Here is a 16,097-nt window from a genome sequence, read left to right as displayed (position 1 = left end):
ATTTCGGCGGCGCGAAGATCGTCCCGTGCGTCACCATGGGAGCGACCAGGTCCGCCGGTCCCGGACCCGGCCCCGACAGCGTGAGGACACCCATGAGCGCAGGCGCCGACGGCGTGTACGAGGTGGTCGACCCGGCGACGGGCACCGTCTTCGAGAAGGTCACGATGCTGGACGCCGAGCGGGCCGATGCCGCGATCGCCCGCGCGGCGGCGGCGTATCCGGCCTGGCGGGCGCTGGCGCCGGCGGACCGCGGGCGGCTGCTGCGGGCCTTCGCGGCGGCGGTCGACGGCGACCTGGAGAACCTGGCGCGGCTCGAAGTACGCAACGCCGGGCACACCATCGGCAACGCGCGCTGGGAAGCGGGCAATGTCCGGGACGTGCTGGAGTACTTCTCGGCCGCCCCGGAACGGCTCTTCGGACGGCAGATCCCGGTGGCCGGCGGCATCGACATCACCTTCCGCGAGCCGCTGGGCGTGGTCGGGGTGATCGTGCCGTGGAACTTCCCCATGCCCATCGCGGGCTGGGCGATCGCGCCCGCGCTGGCGGCCGGCAACACCGTCGTGGTCAAGCCCGCGGAACTCACCCCGCTGACCGCCCTGCGGCTCGGCGAACTCGCGCTGCAGGCCGGGATCCCGGAAGGCGTGCTGCAGATCCTGCCGGGGGCCGGGCCGGTGGTCGGGCGCCGGTTCGTGGACAACCCGCAGGTGGCGAAGGTGGTGTTCACCGGGTCCGGGCGGGTCGGCAAGGAGATCATGGCCGGCTGCGCGGCCCAGGTGAAGCCGGTCACGCTGGAGTTGGGCGGCAAGTCCGCCAACATCGTCTTCGCCGACGCCGATCTGGAACGGGCCGCTGCCGCCGCACCGGCCGCGGTCTTCGACAACGCCGGGCAGGACTGCTGCGCCCGGACCCGGATCCTGGTCGAGCGCGGTGCCTTCGACCGTTTCATGGAACTGCTCGAACCCGCGGTCCGTGACTGGCGGGTCGGCGATCCGGGGGATCCCGAGAGCCGGATGGGGCCGCTGATCTCCGCCGCGCACCGCGAGAAGGTCGCCTCCTATGTGCCGGACGACGCACCGGTCGCCTTCCGCGGGACGGCGCCCGAGGGCCCGGGATTCTGGTTCCCGCCCACCGTGCTGGCGCCGGTCACCGTGGACGCTCCCGCCTTCCGCGAGGAGATCTTCGGGCCTGTGGTGACGGTGCTGCTCTTCGAGGACGAGGCGGACGCGGTCCGGATCGCCAACGACACGGCGTACGGGCTCTCCGGCTCGATCTGGACCCAGAACCTGGGACGGGCGCTGCGGGTCGCCCGCGGTGTGGAGAGCGGCAACCTCTCGGTCAACTCCCACTCCTCGGTGCGCTACTCCACGCCGTTCGGCGGCTTCAAGCAGTCGGGCCTGGGGCGCGAACTCGGACCGGACGCGCTGGACGCCTTCACCGAGGTCAAGAACGTCTTCATCGCCACCGACTGACTTCCGCCCAGCCCCTTCGCCCGCCACGTCCATTCGAGGAGTACCGCATGTCCGAACGTCTTCAGGACCGCGTCGCCGTCATCACCGGCGCCGGCAGCGGCATCGGCCTGGCCTCCGCCCGCCGGCTGGCCGCCGAAGGCGCGAAGGTGGTCTGCGCCGACATCGACGAGCGGGCCGGCAACGCGGCGGCGCAGGAGGTCGGCGGGTTGTTCGTACGGGTCGACGTGGCCGCGGAGGCCGAGGTCGAGGCGCTGTACGAGGCGGCCGTGGCCGCGTACGGCAGCGTGGACATCGCCTTCAACAACGCGGGGATCTCGCCGCCGGAGGACGACTCCATCCTCACCACCGGACTGGACGCCTGGCGCCGGGTCCAGGACGTCAACCTGACCTCGGTCTACCTGTGCTGCAAGTACGCGATCGGGCACATGCGGCGCCAGGGCAAGGGCTCGATCATCAACACCGCCTCCTTTGTGGCGGTGATGGGCGCGGCGACCTCGCAGATCTCCTACACCGCGTCCAAGGGCGGTGTCCTGGCGATGTCGCGCGAGCTGGGCGTCCAGTTCGCCCGGGAGGGCATCCGGGTCAACGCGCTGTGTCCGGGGCCGGTCAACACCCCACTGCTCCAGGAGCTGTTCGCCAAGGACCCCAAGCGCGCGGCCCGCCGGCTGGTCCACATCCCCCTGGGCCGGTTCGCCGAACCCGAGGAGATCGCAGCCGCGGTCGCCTTCCTCGCCAGCGACGACTCCTCGTTCATGACCGCCTCCCAATTCCTGGTCGACGGCGGCATCTCGGGCGCCTACGTGACGCCGCTGTAGCCGGCACCGGGAGGGGCCGCAGCGCGCACACTGCGGCCCCTCCACCATGCTGTCGCCGACGGCAGGTCCGGCTGGTCAGTGCTTGAAAACGTCCTTCGCGGCGTCCTTGGCCTTCTCGCCGGCCTGGCGGAGGTCGCCCTTGGCCTGGTCGCCGCGGCCCTCGGCTTCGAGTTCCTCGTTGCCGACCGCGCGGCCCACGGTCTCCTTGACCTTGCCCTTGGCCTGATCGGTCTTGGCCTGCGTCTTCGCGTTGGTCTTGTCGCTGTCGCTCATGAGATGACTCCTCGATATCGACGGCGTACCCGGCGGATGCTGAGCTGCGCTGTTCGCACCGGAAACGTCCCGGCACACTGCTCCTGTCCGCAATCGGGGGCCTTACCCCTGCGGGCAGCCGCCCACTGGTTCCAGCCAGTGACGAGCCGGCTTCGCAGGCCGCAGACGCAGCCGGACGGCTCTTACGCGCTCAGTACGCCGCACTCGCTAAGGTAGAGCTGGCCTGCAGTGATGCCTTCGGCTTACGAGCCGAGCACCTCATGGGCTGGGTGCCCCCGGCAGGACTCGAACCTGCGGCCAAGCGCTTAGAAGGCGCCTGCTCTATCCACTGAGCTACGGGGGCCGGACAGTGGCCGCGGCTGCTCCGCCCCTGGTTGTTCCGTGACCTTGTACCGAGGTCAAGGATAGGGCGCCACACGCCTGCTGCCGGGCGCTTCACCCGCGTGACACGTTGTGGAGGTTCGGTGAAGCGGTCCGATAATCGCAGGCATGTGCAGAAGGTGCACCGCTTTTGACGGGTCGAAATCCCGCTGTTGTGCAGTCGTTATGCCGATGGCTCATTCTGCCCCCCACTCCCCGTAGGCCCCACAGGAACCCCGCGCGGGCCGAATAGGGCAAACCATCACGAATACACTTCAAAAGCGCAGCAATATGGGGCATTCTGCCATTGTGGTGATCTTGGACGTACGGCCCGAGCTGCTTGACGCGCTGTCCGCACTGCGTGACCGTGTCGACGCCGCACGCTTCCCCTTCCCGTTGCCCGGAGCTGCCCGGGCCCGCCGCAGCCGTGAGGAACTGCTGGCCCAGCTGGACGACTACCTGGTACCCCGGCTGAAAGCCCCGGAAGCGCCACTGCTCGCCGTGGTGGGCGGTTCGACGGGCGCGGGGAAGTCCACGCTGGTGAACTCCCTCGTCGGCCGGCGGGTCAGCGTCTCCGGCGTACTGCGGCCGACCACCCGTACCCCGGTCCTGGTCTGCCATCCCGAGGACCGCGCCTGGTTCGCCGACCCCCGGGTGCTGCCGCGACTGGCCCGCTCCTGGGCCGTGCGGCAGCGCTCCCGCGCGGACGAGGACGGACACGACCGGGCCGAGCAGGAGCGGGCCGAACTCCGGCTGGAAACCGACGACTCCCTGCCCCGCGGCCTCGCCCTCCTGGACGCCCCCGACATCGACTCCCTCGTCACGCGCAACCGGGAACTGGCCGCCGAACTCATCTGCGCCGCCGACATCTGGATCCTCGTCACCACCGCCTCCCGCTACGCCGACGCCGTCTCCTGGCACCTGCTGCGCACCGCAAAGGAGTACGAGGTCAGCCTCGCCACCGTGCTCGATCGGGTGCCCCACCAGATCGCGGATGACGTCAGCGGTCACTACGCGGCCCTGCTGACCAAGGCCGGCCTCGGCGACGTGCCACGCTTCACCGTCCCGGAACTGCCCGAGTCCGCGGGCGGCGGCGGCCTGCTCCCGCAGACCACGGTCGCCGCGCTGCGCGCCTGGCTGGTGCACTGCGCCGAGGACCCGGCCGCCCGGCAGCACGCCGCCCGCCGCACCATGACCGGCGCACTCGACTCCCTGCGCGTCCGCTTGCCGGGCCTCGCCGACGCCTCCGCCGCCCAGCACGCCGCGGCCCTGCGGCTGGCCCGGGCCGCGGAGGAGTCCTACGAGCAGGCCGCCACCCGGATCGACGCGGCCATCAGTGCCGGCGCGCCGCTGGCCGGGGAGGCGCTCGCCCTTTGGCGGGGCTATCCGGCCTGCGGGCCCAAGGCCCTCCAGTACGCCCTGGTGGAGGAGTTGGCCGCGCTGCTGCGTACTGAGACCGACGCCGCCGACGACCGCATCCGCGAGGCATGGCAGCGTGACCGGGCGGGCGCCGCGCTGCTCGACGAACCGACCACCCGGCCGGACCGCGACGGTGTGGCCGTCGCGGCCCGGATCGACAAGCAGGCACGCCGCTGGCACCGGCGTCTCACCGATCTCGCCCGGGCCGAGGCCCGCGCCGTCCGCGCCGGTCGCGGCACCGATCGCCCCCCGGCCGACCCGCACGATCTGGCCGCACTTCTCGCCACCGCGCTGCTCGGTGGCCGCCCCGACGGCAGCATCGCCGGGGAACGGCTCGCCGAAACGATCGGCGCCCAGGCCGCCCTCCGCCTCCAGGACGCCGCGGGCAGTGCCCTGGAGAGCACCGTCGCCGGCCTCCTGCGGTCCGAGCGGGAGCGCAGAGTCGCCCCGGTCTACGGCTACGACGTCACCGCAGGACAGCAGTCCGCACTGATCGCCGCCCTGTCCCACTTGCAGAAGGAGAGGGGATCCGAGTGACCACCACCCGCTCGCCCCAGGCCGCACCAGCCGGACCCGGCAGGACCGGATCCGGCGACCCGCTGGGAGTGCGGGCCGACGCGCTCGGCGAACTCCTCGGCCTGTCCAGAACCAGGATCAGCTCGGACGCTCTCGCCGAGACCGGCGAACTGCTGGCACGTATCGGCGAGCGGCGGCGCCTGTCGCACGACCACACCGTGGTCGCGCTGGCCGGAGCCACCGGCAGCGGGAAGTCCTCCCTCTTCAACGCGCTGGCCGGGCGTGACCTGTCCGCCGCCGGGATGCGACGGCCCACCACCGCACACCCCGTCGCCTGCGTCTGGCGGCCGGCCCACGCCACCGGGCTGCTGGACCGTCTCGGCATCGCCCCCGAGCACCGGCACGCCAGGCGGGGACACCTGGACGGGCCGGAACCGGCGGGGGAAAGCGGAGCACACTGTTCAGTTGGTGGCGCCGCCGGGGCCGGTGAGAACCCCTGGGGCGCCGAGGAGCAGAGCCTCGACGGGCTGGTACTGATCGACCTCCCCGACCACGATTCCGCCGCCGTCGGGCACCGCGAGCAGGTGGACGGCCTGCTGCGGCTGGTCGACGTCGTCGTCTGGGTGCTGGACCCGGAGAAGTACGCCGACGCGAGCCTGCACGAACGCTATCTGCGGCCCCTTGCCGGGCACGCGGACATCACCGTGCTGGTGCTCAACCAGGTCGACCGGCTGCCGGAGGACGCAGCCGACCTGGTCCTCGACGATCTGCGACGGCTGCTCGACGAGGACGGGCTGGCGGTGGGCGAACACGGCGAGGCCGGTGCTGTCGTGCTCGCCACCTCCGCACTCACCGGGCAGGGCCTGCCGGATCTGCGTGCCGTACTGGCCCAGATCGTCACCGAGCGCGCCGCGGCCGGGCGGCGGCTGGCGGCCGATCTGGACCGCACGGCGAGCAGACTCCAGCCGCTCTACGTCGGCGAGGGCGGCGCCGGGCTCACCGATCCGGCGCGCGAGGAGTTCATCGACCGGCTCGCGGACGCGTGTGGTGCGGCCGCTGCCGGTCAGTCGGCGGAAAGGGACTGGTCGGGTGCCGCATGGGACGCGTGCGGCACGCCGTGGAGTCGACTGATGGGGGAACGGACCGGTCGAGCGGGCTGTTCCCGATTCGGCCGGAAAACGCATGGTTCACACGTTCGAGTGAGCGGGCGCCGGGCCGGGGCGGGGGCCGCGGTCCAGGTGCCGGCGGGGCAAGGACTCCGGGACCGGTCAGCACCCCGCCCCGGCGTGCCCGCCGGCCGCGGGGCCGGCCGGGTTCCCGCACCCACCGCACGGGAGTCGGCGTCCCGCCCGGTGATCGACGAGGCGGTCCGGGGGCTGGCCGCCGACGCGGCCCGCGGGCTGCCCGCTCCCTGGGCCCAGGCGGTGCGCGGCGCCGCTCGGCGCGGCGGGGAGGGGCTGCCCGCGGCGCTGGACGCGGTGGTGGAACGGTCCCGGCCGGGACCGCCGGAACGGCCCGGCTGGTGGTCGCTGGCCGCGGCGGTGCAGTGGCTGCTGATGGCGCTGGCGCTGGGGGGCGTGGTGTGCGGGGCGGGGATCGTGTCCGACTGGATCGATCTCGCGTGGTGGCCGCCGCTGGCGATGGTGGTGGCGGGCGGGCTCGGCGGCCCGGCCGTCAGCGGGATCTGCCGGTTCGCGGCGCGCGGGCCGGCCCGGCGGTACGGCCAGGGCGCGGAACGGCTGCTGCGGGACGCGGCGGCGGACTGCGGGCGGGCGCGGGTGCTGGAGCCGGTCGCGGCGGAGCTGATGCGGTACCGGGAAGTGAGAGAGCAGTACGCCGTCGTGGCCGGGTCGGCCCCGCGGCTCGGCGGTCAGCGGGAGGCCGGGACGGGTGGGATCAGCGGGACCGGCGGGGCGGAGGGGTCGGGCGGGCTCGACGGCTGCGGCGGCTCTGACGGTTCTGGCGGCTTTGACGGACTTGACGGATTCCGCGGAACCGACGGGCCGGCCCGGGTGGACGCCGACGCGTAGCCCCCCTCTCCTTCCTCGCGGACACCTCTGCACGGACAACTCCGTCACTCCTGCGAGTGGCGGAGTTGTCCACATCCAGTGAGTTATCCACAGATTTCATTTGGTTCGGTCGGGGCTGCTCGGATTCCCGCACGATGTTCTTGTCGCGTTCCGCACGGGACGCACTTCACGCGGGAGGAACATCCGATGAACGAGACGCTTGTGACCGTGGTGGGAAATGTCGCCACCGAACCGGAGACCCATGTAACCGCCACCGGTGTGCCCGTCACGCGATTCCGGCTGGCGACCACCTCACGCCGCTGGGACGCCGAGCGAGGCGGCTGGACCGACGGAGCGACCAGTTTCTTCACGGTGCGCGCCTGGCGCAATCTCGCGGGCAATGTCAAGGAGTCCATCGGCCTCGGAGAACCTCTCGTCGTGCAGGGCCGGCTGCGGATCCGCGAGGAGGAGAAGGAAGAACGGCGCTATTTCACGGCGGAGATCGAAGCCGTGGCGGTGGGACACGATCTGAGCCGGGGAGTCGCCCGCTTCACCAGGGGCGCGGCAACACCCGTGGTGGTCCGCTCCGGAGGCGCTGAGTCGGCACAACCGGGTTCCCCGGCGGCGCCCTTGCCGACCCCCGTGGCCTGACCGGCCCCGAAACGAGCGCCCGACAGTCACCGACGGCAGTCGGCGGCGCCCGTCGGCAGCAGTGGGTGACAGCCGCCGCCGGCACCGGCCCGCGGTGGGGAACAGTGCCGGCCGGCGATCAGCGGGCACGGGCTCCGGCCGGGGAGCCCGGGGTCCCGCTGGAAACAGGGCTCGACGAAGGGATGGGGGAAACGATGGAGGAGCGGGCGCTGACGTACCCGTTCGCCCGGGAGGGTGGACGGCTGGCAAGATGGGGTGTATCTGCCCTCACGGGGCGGAGCCGCACATTGGCCCTTCTCGAATGCCGGACGGTTTCTCTTGGCTGAGTACATCTACACGATGCGCAAGACGCGCAAGGCGCACGGCGACAAGGTCATCCTCGATGACGTGACGCTGAGCTTCCTGCCCGGCGCGAAGATCGGTGTGGTCGGCCCCAACGGTGCCGGTAAGTCCACGGTGCTGAAGATCATGGCGGGGATCGAGCAGCCGTCGAACGGGGATGCGTTCCTCTCGCCGGGGTTCAGCGTCGGCATGCTGCTGCAGGAACCGCCGCTCGACGAGTCCAAGACGGTGCTGGAGAACGTCGAGGACGGCGTCGCGGAGATCAAGGCCAAGCTGGACCGGTTCAACGAGATCGCCGAGCTGATGGCGACCGACTACTCCGACGCGCTGCTCGACGAGATGGGCAAGCTCCAGGAGCAACTGGACCACGCCAACGCCTGGGACCTGGACGCACAGCTGGAGCAGGCGATGGACGCGCTGGGCTGCCCGCCCGGCGACTGGCCGGTGACCACCCTCTCCGGTGGTGAGAAGCGCCGGGTCGCGCTCTGCAAGCTGCTGCTCGAAGCGCCCGACCTGCTGCTGCTCGACGAGCCCACCAACCACCTCGACGCCGAGTCGGTGCAGTGGCTGGAGCAGCACCTGGCGAAGTACGCCGGGACCGTGGTGGCCGTGACTCACGACCGGTACTTCCTGGACAACGTGGCCCAGTGGATCCTGGAGCTGGACCGCGGCCGGGCGATTCCGTACGAGGGCAACTACTCCACCTACCTGGAGAACAAGGCGTCGCGGCTCAAGGTCGAGGGCCAGAAGGACGCCAAGCGGGCCAAGCGCCTCAAGGAGGAGCTGGAGTGGGTCCGCTCCAACGCCAAGGGGCGGCAGGCCAAGTCGAAGGCCCGACTGGCCCGCTACGAGGAGATGGCCGCCGAGGCCGACAAGATGCGGAAGCTGGACTTCGAGGAGATCCAGATCCCGCCGGGCCCGCGACTGGGTTCGATCGTGGTCGAGGTCGAGCACCTGTCGAAGGCGTTCGGGGAGAAGTCGCTGATCGAGGACCTGTCCTTCACCCTGCCGCGCAACGGCATCGTGGGGGTGATCGGCCCGAACGGCGCCGGCAAGACCACCCTGTTCAAGATGCTGCAGGGGCTGGAGGACCCGGACTCCGGGACCATCAAGGTCGGCGAGACCGTGAAGATCTCCTACGTCGACCAGGGCCGGTCCAGCATCGACCCGAAGAAGACGCTGTGGGAGGTCGTCTCGGACGGTCTTGACTACATCAACGTCGGCCAGGTGGAGATGCCGTCGCGGGCGTACGTGTCGGCGTTCGGTTTCAAGGGCCCGGACCAGCAGAAGCCGGCCGGGGTGCTCTCCGGCGGTGAGCGCAACCGTCTCAACCTCGCGCTCACCCTCAAGCAGGGCGGCAACCTGCTGCTCCTCGACGAGCCGACCAACGACCTCGACGTCGAGACGCTCTCGTCGCTGGAGAACGCGCTGCTGGAGTTCCCCGGGGCGGCCGTGGTCGTCTCCCACGACCGCTGGTTCCTCGACCGGGTGGCCACGCACATCCTGGCGTACGAGGGCGACGCCAAGTGGTTCTGGTTCGAGGGCAACTTCGAGTCCTATGAGAAGAACAAGGTCGAGCGGCTCGGCCCGGACGCGGCCCGCCCGCACCGCGCCAGCTACAAGAAGCTGACCCGCGGCTGATGGCGCGGCACATCTTCCGCTGCCCGCTGCGCTGGGCGGACATGGACGCGTTCGGGCACGTCAACAACGTGACCTTCCTGCGGTATCTGGAAGAAGCCCGGATCGACCTGATGTTCCGCCTGGCGCCGGGGGAGGGGGAGGCATCCTTCACCGGGGGGTCGGTGGTCGCACGCCACGAGATCGACTACCTGCGGCCGTTGGTACACCGTCATGAGCCGGTCACCATCGAGACGTGGGTGACCGATATCACCGCCGCGTCCATGACGGTGAAGTACGAGGTCAAGGACGGGGACGCGGTTTACGCGCGGGCGTCGACCGTGGTGGTGCCGTACAGCCTGGTGAACCAGAGGCCGCGGCGGATCACGGCGGAGGAGAAGGAGTTCCTGGAGCGGTATCTGGACGAGGGGACCGTCGCCGCATGAGCGTGCGGCTCGGTTTCGCGGAAGGACCTGGCGGGGAGGGCGCGGCGGAGGCGGAACTCGCCGCGTTCCTCGGCCGGCTGGTGCGGTGGGACAAGGCCGCGGTGGTACGGCTCAGGTCCGCCGAGGAGGAGCCGGCGCTGGGGGTGTTCGGGCACCCGCCGTTCGGGGGCGTGCTCGCGGTGAAGAGCATGGCGCTGCGCGGGGGCGGGATAGGGGCGGCGGTCGACGCGACCGTTTCGGCCGGGGAACTGCTCGAAGCGGTGGGCGAGGCGGCGCACGGCGGTGAGTTCGGGGTGCCGGCGTCGGTGACCGGCCCCGCGTGGGCCGGGCTGCTGCCGCCGCGTGCGGGATGGCGGCGCGAGGCCGAGATCGACGCCGGGGCTGTACGGGAGCTGGCGGCGCGGGTGGTGGCCGAGTTCCGGGCCAGGACCGAGGCGCTGGTGCCCGAGCAGCGGACCCGGGCGGAGCTGGACGCGCTCGCGGAGGAACTCTGGCGCAGGCCGCTGCCCGCGGGTTCCGCGGCCCAGGAGGTGACCCTGCGGGTGGTGCACGCCGCCCATGCGCTCGGCTTCCTGCCGGCGCAGGGCCGGGAGGACACCGTGGCGGTACTCGCGGCGGGCGCGTGGGTACGGCTCCGGACGGCATACGGCTCAGTGGCGATGCGGGGTGCCTCCGCGGGGTCGGGCCTGACCGTCTCCCCCGCCTGACCGCCCGCGCGGCGGCCTGAGCGTCCTTCCGCCGCCCCGCACCCCGGCGGTGCCGCCCCGCCCGACCGCCGACCCGGGCGCTCGTCCCGCCCGGCCGGCGTCCCGGGGCGTCCGTTCTACCCGGGCATCCGCTTGGCGTCCGGCGCCGGTTCCGCCCGAGCGCTCACCCCGCCCGACCCGACCGCCGTCCCGGGGCGCTCGCCTCGCTGGGCGTCCGTCCTGCCCGTGTCTCCGCCCGGTGTCGGGCGCCGGTTCCGCCCGGCACTCACTCCGCCCCGCCCGACCGGCGCCCCGAGCGCTCACCCCGCCCGACCGCCGACCCCGGCTTTTGTCCCGGCCCGCGCGGGCGTTCGCCCGGCCCCGCGTTCGCCTTCGGGTCCGTTCGGATGGCTCAGTGGGTGGGTTCTTGGTTTGAGAGGGGGACTCGCAGACCCCGGGCTGGGGGAGGCCCGTTTCGGGGGGTGGCGGGGGTGGTGGGGGTGGTTGCCTGGAAGGGAGGCCGGGAACCGGGGGGATCGGTAACCGGAAGATTCCCGCACTGTGGAGAGGCCGCGCCATGACCGAGCAGCAGACCCGTTTCACCACTCCCTTCACCGCCGAGTCCACCGCCGCCGAGGTGATCGACGGTATCGACCTCACCGGGCGCCGGGCGATCGTGACCGGCGGGGCGTCCGGGATCGGTGTCGAGACCGCCCGGGCGCTGGCTTCGGCCGGCGCCGAGGTGACACTCGCCGTACGGGACACCGGGGCCGGCGAACGTGTCGCCAGGGACATCACCGCGACCACCGGCAACCAGGGGATCCATGTCGCGCGGCTCGACCTCGCCGACCAGAAGTCCGTGGCCGGCTTCGTCGCCGCCTGGGACGGCCCGCTGGACATCCTGATCAACAACGCCGGCGTGATGATGACGCCCGAGCTGCGCACCCCCGAGGGCTGGGAGCTGCAGTTCGCCACCAACCACCTCGGGCACTTCGCGCTCACCACTGGGCTGCACGACGCGCTGGCCGCGGCCGGCAAGGCCAGGGTGGTCAGCCTCTCCTCGTCCGGTCACCAGCGGGCCGGTGTGGACTTCGACGACATCCACTTCCGTCACCGCCCCTATGACGCGGCCGTCGCCTACGGCCAGGCGAAGACCGCGAACGCGCTTTTCGCGGTGGAGGCGAACCGCCGCTGGGCCGCGGACGGCATCACCGTCAACGCGGTGCACCCCGGCGCGGTCCTGGACACCAACCTCTCGCGGCACCTGCCGAAGGAGGAACTGGACCAGTTGGTCAGCAGCGGCGCCTACGTCTTCAAGACGCCGCAGCAGGGTGCCGCGACCTCCGTGCTGGCCGCGACGTGGCCCGCGCTCGAAGGGGTGGGCGGGCGGTACTTCGAGGACGTCAACGAGGCGCTGCCGTACGACCCGGAGGCCCGCGGCGGGGTCACCCCGTACGCCCTGGACCCCGACGCCGCGGCCCGGCTCTGGCAGGTCTCCCTGGACACGCTGGACACGCCCGCGCGCTGATCCCGCCCGCCGATCCGCCCGGGCCCGTACGCCAGAAGCCCGCCCGCCCCGGAACCCCGCAGTGGACCCCTACGCGTCCGGCTCCCGCTGCGTGTCCGGCCAGACCCCGATGTGGTCCGGCTCCAGCTCCAGCAGCACCCGGGACCGTATCTCCAGCGCTTCGGTGTAGTCGCGGGGCAGCTGGAGCCGGCCGGCCCGGTCGACGGTGGCGTACTCGCGGGCCACCACCGACTCCTGCCCGTGCTCGTCGATCTCGGTGCGGCGGACCACCTCGGAGGAGGTGCGGCCGTCGCGGATGGCCACCGTGCGCCGGACGGCGTTGGCGACCGCGTGGTCGTGGGTGACCACCACGACGGTGGTGCCCAGCTCCTCGTTGGCGGTGCGGAAAGACGCGAAGACCTGCTCTCCGGTGGCGGAGTCCAGTTCGCCGGTGGGTTCGTCGGCGAGGATCACCGCCGGGTTGTTGGCCAGGGCCACCGCGATGGCGGTGCGCTGCTGCTCACCGCCGGACATCTGCCCGGGCAGGCGGTCGCGGCAGTAGCCCACGCCGAGCATGTCGAGGAGTTCGGTGGCGCGGGCCGCACGCTGCCGCTTGGCGCGCAGCCCACCCCGCGCCCCGGCCCCACCCCGCGCTCCGGCCCCACTCCCCGCCCCGGCCCCGCCCCCCGCTCCGGACCCGTCGCCCGGCCCCGCCCCGCCGCCCGACCCGGCGAGCTGCATCGGCAGGACGACGTTCTGCGCGGCGGTCAGATACGGCAGCAGATTGCGGGCGGTCTGCTGCCAGACGAAGCCGACGACCTCCCGGCGGTAGCGCAGGCGGGACTTGGCGTCCATGTTCAGCAGGTCGTAGCCGCCGACCGAGGCCGCGCCCGCGGTGGGGACGTCCAGGCCGGCCAGGATGTTCAGCAGGGTGGACTTGCCGCTGCCGGACGCCCCGACCAGTGCCATCAGCTCACCCGGCCCGACCAGCAGGTCCAGGCCCTGGAGCGCTTGCACCTCCACGCCGTCGGCGGTGAAGATCCGCACCAGGCGGTCGCAGCTGATCAGCGCGTCGGTGCCGTACGAGGCTCCCTCCGCCCGGCGCTGCGCCGCCTGCCGCTCCAGATCGGCGAGGCTGGGCGGCGGCACCGCACCCCCGGAACCGGTCCCTGCTGTCTCCGACGTCGTCCCAGCGCTCATGCCCGGTCCCCCGCTCTCAGTTCGGTACTCTCACGCCGCCGCCCGCTCACCCAGACCTGGGCCACCAGCACCGCTCCCGCCAGTATGAGCAGCCCGGCCGACGGCAGGGCAAGGGACAGGGGGTCGGCCCGCAGACCGAGACCGAAGTCCACCGGTGCCAGGCTCTGCGGCCCGTTGCCGAAGGTCAGCGCCTTCAGATCCACGCCGGGGCCCAGCAGCGGGATCACCGCGAGCCCGACCAGGACGCCGCCGATCGCCGCCAGCAGGACCTGCGGCAGCATCTCCAGCAGCACCAGCCGCCGTGCCTGGCGCCGGTTCATGCCCATGGTCCGCAGCCGTGCCAGCAAGGTTGCCCGCTGGGGCGCCGCCTGCAGCAGCGAGAGCAGCAGCGCCAGCGCGCTGTAGGCCCCGCCGACCGCGACCGAGGCCAGGTAGAGGGAGCGGGCGCCGTGCTGGAGCGGGCTGTCGTTCATCGCGGCCCGCTGGTCGGTACGGAGCAGCGCCGTCGCCGAAGCCGTGGTGTTCCGGACGACGTCCCGCAGCGCCTTGGCGTCGATCGTCCTGCCCGGCGCGGCCATCGCGAGCAGCGTGGTGGGCCGGGTGAACAGGTCGTAGCCGACCAGGCCCTTGTGCTGCGCGGCCAGTTGCGCCGAGGAGATGATCACGAACTCGCCGCCGGGGGTGGCCGGGGTGAAGGAGAGCACACCGGCCCTGCGGACCTCGGCGATGCCCACGCCGGTGTTGATCCGGTCGGTGCTGTCGCCGATCGCGGTGGCCAGGCGGGGCGAGAGCACCGCCGGCAGCGGCCCGCGACCGTCGTAGCCGGCGAACGCCGAGGCGGGGAAGGCGGGCAGCCCGATCGCCCGGGTGAGGCCCGCGTACGCCACCGGGTCGACGACCACCAGCGAGTACGGTTCGGTGAAGACCGCGTCGGGGCTGTCCGGTTCGATGCGGGCGGTGACCATCCGGCCGATCCCGGGCACTTTGCTCAGTTCGCCGGGCAGTTGCGGGGCGAGGGTGTGGAGGGCGTCGATCCGCAGGTCCGCGCCGACCGTCGCGGTGGCCGCCCGGTCCCGGCCGTGGTCGATGCCGCTGAGCACCGAGCCGCCGAAGGACGCCAGGGTCAGCGCCACCAGCAGCGCCAGCAGCGGCAGTTGCCCGGTGGCGGGGGAGCGGCCGGCCCTGGCAAGGCCCAGGTGGGTGACCGCGCCGGACAGCCGGGCCGCGGGGCGGGCCAGCAGCCGCAGCGGCAGCGGATAGACCCGCAGCAGCACCACCGCCGCGGCCACCGCGACCAGCACCGGCGCGGCGGCCAGGAACGGGTCGGTGCCGCCGCTGGTGCCGCGCTGCCGCAGCGCCACCACCGCGCCGGCCATCAGCACGGTCAGCGTCAGCTCCACCACCAGCCGCCGCCGCGACGGCCGGGCCGCGGTCAGGTCCTCCCGCGTGGCCGGGCGCGGGCGGCGGACCGACCAGGCGGCGCGCAGCGGCAGGGTCAGCAGCGCGACCACGGTCACCACCGCGCCCAGCAGCACCGCCTGCGACCACCGGTCGGTCGGCAGCACCAGCAGCGCCAGCGCCGTACCGATCACCCCGGCCGGCAGCGCGACGGCCGTGGTCTCCCCGGCCAGCCGGCGCAGGATGCCGCGCAGCGAACCGCCGCGGGAACGCAGCAGGGCGATCTCGTCGCGCCGGCGCTCGGCGGCGAGTCCGCCGGCCATCAGCAGCACCGCGAGGGCGGTGGTGGCGGCGCCCACTTCCGCGATCAGCACCAGCGGATTGACCGCGTCGCGTTCCGCGGTGAAGGCCGCCAGGACGGTGGCGATGCTCCCGGTGGAGTGCACCTGCGAGTGGGTGCTCGCCTGCAGCGCGGCGGCCTGGGCGCCGCTGTCGAAGGAGGCCAGTTCGCGTTGCAGGGCGGGGACGTCGTGCGCGGTGAGCTTCGAGGCGTCCAGCGGGTGGTGCCAGTAGAGGGACGCGCCGGAACCCAGCAGCGGGAAGGCGTCGGCGGCGGTGCGGTTCACCAGCAGGGTGAAGTGCCAGTAGAACTTGGGTTCCTCACCGAGCGGGGGAGTCGGCGCGGTCTTCTGCGGGCGGAGCAGGTCGTCGTCCATGTGCCAGTAGAGCGACGCCGGGTCGAGCGGGGCGACGATGCCGGTGACGGTGACGGTCAGCGGAGTCCTGGTGCCCTGCTTGACCAGGTGGACCTGCCGCCCGACCGTCAGGCGCAGCGTTTTCGCGGTCTGCTCGGTGATGGCCGCGTCCACGTTCAGCGGCCGTGCACCGGAGTCCGGGACGTCCAGCGGGCCCGGCATCTTCCCGCTGACCAGCTTCACGTGCGCGTCCAGCCCGGCTTGGGCGACGAGGGAAGCGCCGGGGTCGTGCGAGGAGAACCGGGGGAGCGCCTGGTCGGTGACGTCGGACTCGGCGCCGGTCCGCACTCCGTACACGGCGCTGTTCCGGAGCAGCCGGACCGGCGGGCGGACCATGCGCTGGAACGCCTTCTCCACGGCGTCCACAGCGCCGGGGGCCACCGGGTCCTGGCCGGCGGAGAGGGTGGGGTCGTAGGAGTCGGTGAGGTCCAGACCGCGGGCGAGGGGCGAGGCGCCGGCCAGGGACGTGCGCAGCGCGCTGTCCTGGTAGCGGTCGACCGACCGCGGCAGGGCGGCGGCGAGGAAGGCCGTGACCAGGACCAGGACGAAGAGCGCGGCGGCCGGGCCGGGCGCGGTCCGCAGCCGTACCCGCACCCAGTTCAGGCCGGTGGGGTGCTCCTGACTCGCTGTCATC

Annotated in this window: 12 protein-coding genes and 1 tRNA gene; 9 read left to right on the top strand and 4 right to left on the bottom strand. The window is 72.7% G+C overall.

The genetic code is table 11. The features are described from left to right. The first annotated feature begins 92 nt into the window (after nt 1–92). Entirely contained in the window at nt 93–1,469 is a 1,377-nt protein-coding gene (locus OG552_RS12150; RefSeq protein WP_329132136.1) for an aldehyde dehydrogenase family protein, read from the top strand. 47 nt (nt 1,470–1,516) lie between these two features. Further along, nucleotides 1,517–2,284 carry a 3-oxoacyl-ACP reductase gene (locus OG552_RS12145; protein ID WP_329132134.1) on the top strand — a complete coding sequence of 256 codons (768 nt, stop codon included), beginning with the start codon at nt 1,517–1,519 and terminating at the stop codon, nt 2,282–2,284. Between the two features lie 75 nt (nt 2,285–2,359). Here OG552_RS12145 and OG552_RS12140 read toward each other — a convergent pair whose 3' ends face one another. Together OG552_RS12140 and OG552_RS12135 are read right to left on the bottom strand one after the other, a co-directional pair. Beyond that, a complete protein-coding gene (locus OG552_RS12140; RefSeq protein ID WP_329132132.1) occupies nt 2,360–2,557 on the bottom strand; it encodes a CsbD family protein in 198 nt (65 codons plus the stop codon). A gap of 270 nt (nt 2,558–2,827) precedes the next feature. Further along, nucleotides 2,828–2,900, bottom strand: a tRNA-Arg gene (locus OG552_RS12135). A gap of 335 nt (nt 2,901–3,235) precedes the next feature. Here OG552_RS12135 and OG552_RS12130 point away from each other — a divergent pair. The 7 genes from OG552_RS12130 to OG552_RS12100 all read left to right on the top strand — a co-directional run bounded on the left by OG552_RS12130 (nt 3,236) and on the right by OG552_RS12100 (nt 12,131). Then, complete coding sequence (locus OG552_RS12130; protein ID WP_329140752.1) at nt 3,236–4,873, top strand: dynamin family protein; 1,638 nt, start codon at nt 3,236–3,238, stop codon at nt 4,871–4,873. Beyond that, on the top strand, nt 4,870–6,882 hold the full coding sequence (locus tag OG552_RS12125) for a GTPase (RefSeq protein ID WP_329132130.1): 2,013 nt from the start codon (nt 4,870–4,872) through the stop codon (nt 6,880–6,882). The genes OG552_RS12130 and OG552_RS12125 overlap by 4 nt, the downstream gene beginning before the upstream one ends. A gap of 186 nt (nt 6,883–7,068) precedes the next feature. Next, the gene (locus tag OG552_RS12120; protein ID WP_329132128.1) at nt 7,069–7,512 is read left to right on the top strand and encodes a single-stranded DNA-binding protein; all 444 of its coding nucleotides are present in this window, start codon (nt 7,069–7,071) and stop codon (nt 7,510–7,512) included. 318 nt (nt 7,513–7,830) lie between these two features. Next, nucleotides 7,831–9,495, top strand: a complete 1,665-nt coding sequence (ettA, locus tag OG552_RS12115; RefSeq protein ID WP_329132126.1) for an energy-dependent translational throttle protein EttA — start codon at nt 7,831–7,833, stop codon at nt 9,493–9,495. Then, entirely contained in the window at nt 9,495–9,917 is a 423-nt protein-coding gene (locus OG552_RS12110; protein ID WP_329132124.1) for an acyl-CoA thioesterase, read from the top strand. Before ettA ends, OG552_RS12110 begins: the two co-directional genes overlap by 1 nt. Continuing rightward, a complete protein-coding gene (locus tag OG552_RS12105) occupies nt 9,914–10,624 on the top strand; it encodes a hypothetical protein (RefSeq protein WP_329132122.1) in 711 nt (236 codons plus the stop codon). The genes OG552_RS12110 and OG552_RS12105 overlap by 4 nt, the downstream gene beginning before the upstream one ends. Before the next feature lie 556 nt (nt 10,625–11,180). Further along, nucleotides 11,181–12,131 carry an SDR family NAD(P)-dependent oxidoreductase gene (locus OG552_RS12100; protein ID WP_329132120.1) on the top strand — a complete coding sequence of 317 codons (951 nt, stop codon included), beginning with the start codon at nt 11,181–11,183 and terminating at the stop codon, nt 12,129–12,131. Between the two features lie 69 nt (nt 12,132–12,200). Here OG552_RS12100 and OG552_RS12095 read toward each other — a convergent pair whose 3' ends face one another. Beyond that, entirely contained in the window at nt 12,201–13,310 is a 1,110-nt protein-coding gene (locus OG552_RS12095) for an ABC transporter ATP-binding protein (protein WP_329132118.1), read from the bottom strand. Then, nucleotides 13,307–16,096 (bottom strand): FtsX-like permease family protein, encoded by a 2,790-nt coding sequence (locus OG552_RS12090; protein ID WP_329132116.1) that lies wholly within the window; start codon nt 16,094–16,096, stop codon nt 13,307–13,309. The genes OG552_RS12095 and OG552_RS12090 overlap by 4 nt, the downstream gene beginning before the upstream one ends. Between the last annotated feature and the right edge of the window lies 1 nt (nt 16,097).

This window comes from Streptomyces sp. NBC_01476, from assembly GCF_036227265.1.
In the GTDB taxonomy this organism is placed as follows: Bacteria; Actinomycetota; Actinomycetes; order Streptomycetales; family Streptomycetaceae; genus Actinacidiphila.
Note: the sequence above shows the minus strand (reverse complement) of the source record. Positions and strands in the feature narration are given on the sequence as shown.

Excerpts from the sequence above, each read along its gene's own strand:
- OG552_RS12105 (WP_329132122.1), top strand. The coding sequence starts at position 9,914 with ATGAGCGTGCGGCTCGGTTTCGCGGAAGGACCTGGCGGGGAGGGCGCG.
- OG552_RS12100 (WP_329132120.1), top strand. The coding sequence starts at position 11,181 with ATGACCGAGCAGCAGACCCGTTTCACCACTCCCTTCACCGCCGAGTCC.
- OG552_RS12110 (WP_329132124.1), top strand. The coding sequence starts at position 9,495 with ATGGCGCGGCACATCTTCCGCTGCCCGCTGCGCTGGGCGGACATGGAC.
- OG552_RS12150 (WP_329132136.1), top strand. The coding sequence starts at position 93 with ATGAGCGCAGGCGCCGACGGCGTGTACGAGGTGGTCGACCCGGCGACG.
- OG552_RS12095 (WP_329132118.1), bottom strand. The coding sequence starts at position 13,310 with ATGAGCGCTGGGACGACGTCGGAGACAGCAGGGACCGGTTCCGGGGGT.
- OG552_RS12090 (WP_329132116.1), bottom strand. The coding sequence starts at position 16,096 with ATGACAGCGAGTCAGGAGCACCCCACCGGCCTGAACTGGGTGCGGGTA.
- OG552_RS12140 (WP_329132132.1), bottom strand. The coding sequence starts at position 2,557 with ATGAGCGACAGCGACAAGACCAACGCGAAGACGCAGGCCAAGACCGAT.
- OG552_RS12145 (WP_329132134.1), top strand. The coding sequence starts at position 1,517 with ATGTCCGAACGTCTTCAGGACCGCGTCGCCGTCATCACCGGCGCCGGC.
- OG552_RS12120 (WP_329132128.1), top strand. The coding sequence starts at position 7,069 with ATGAACGAGACGCTTGTGACCGTGGTGGGAAATGTCGCCACCGAACCG.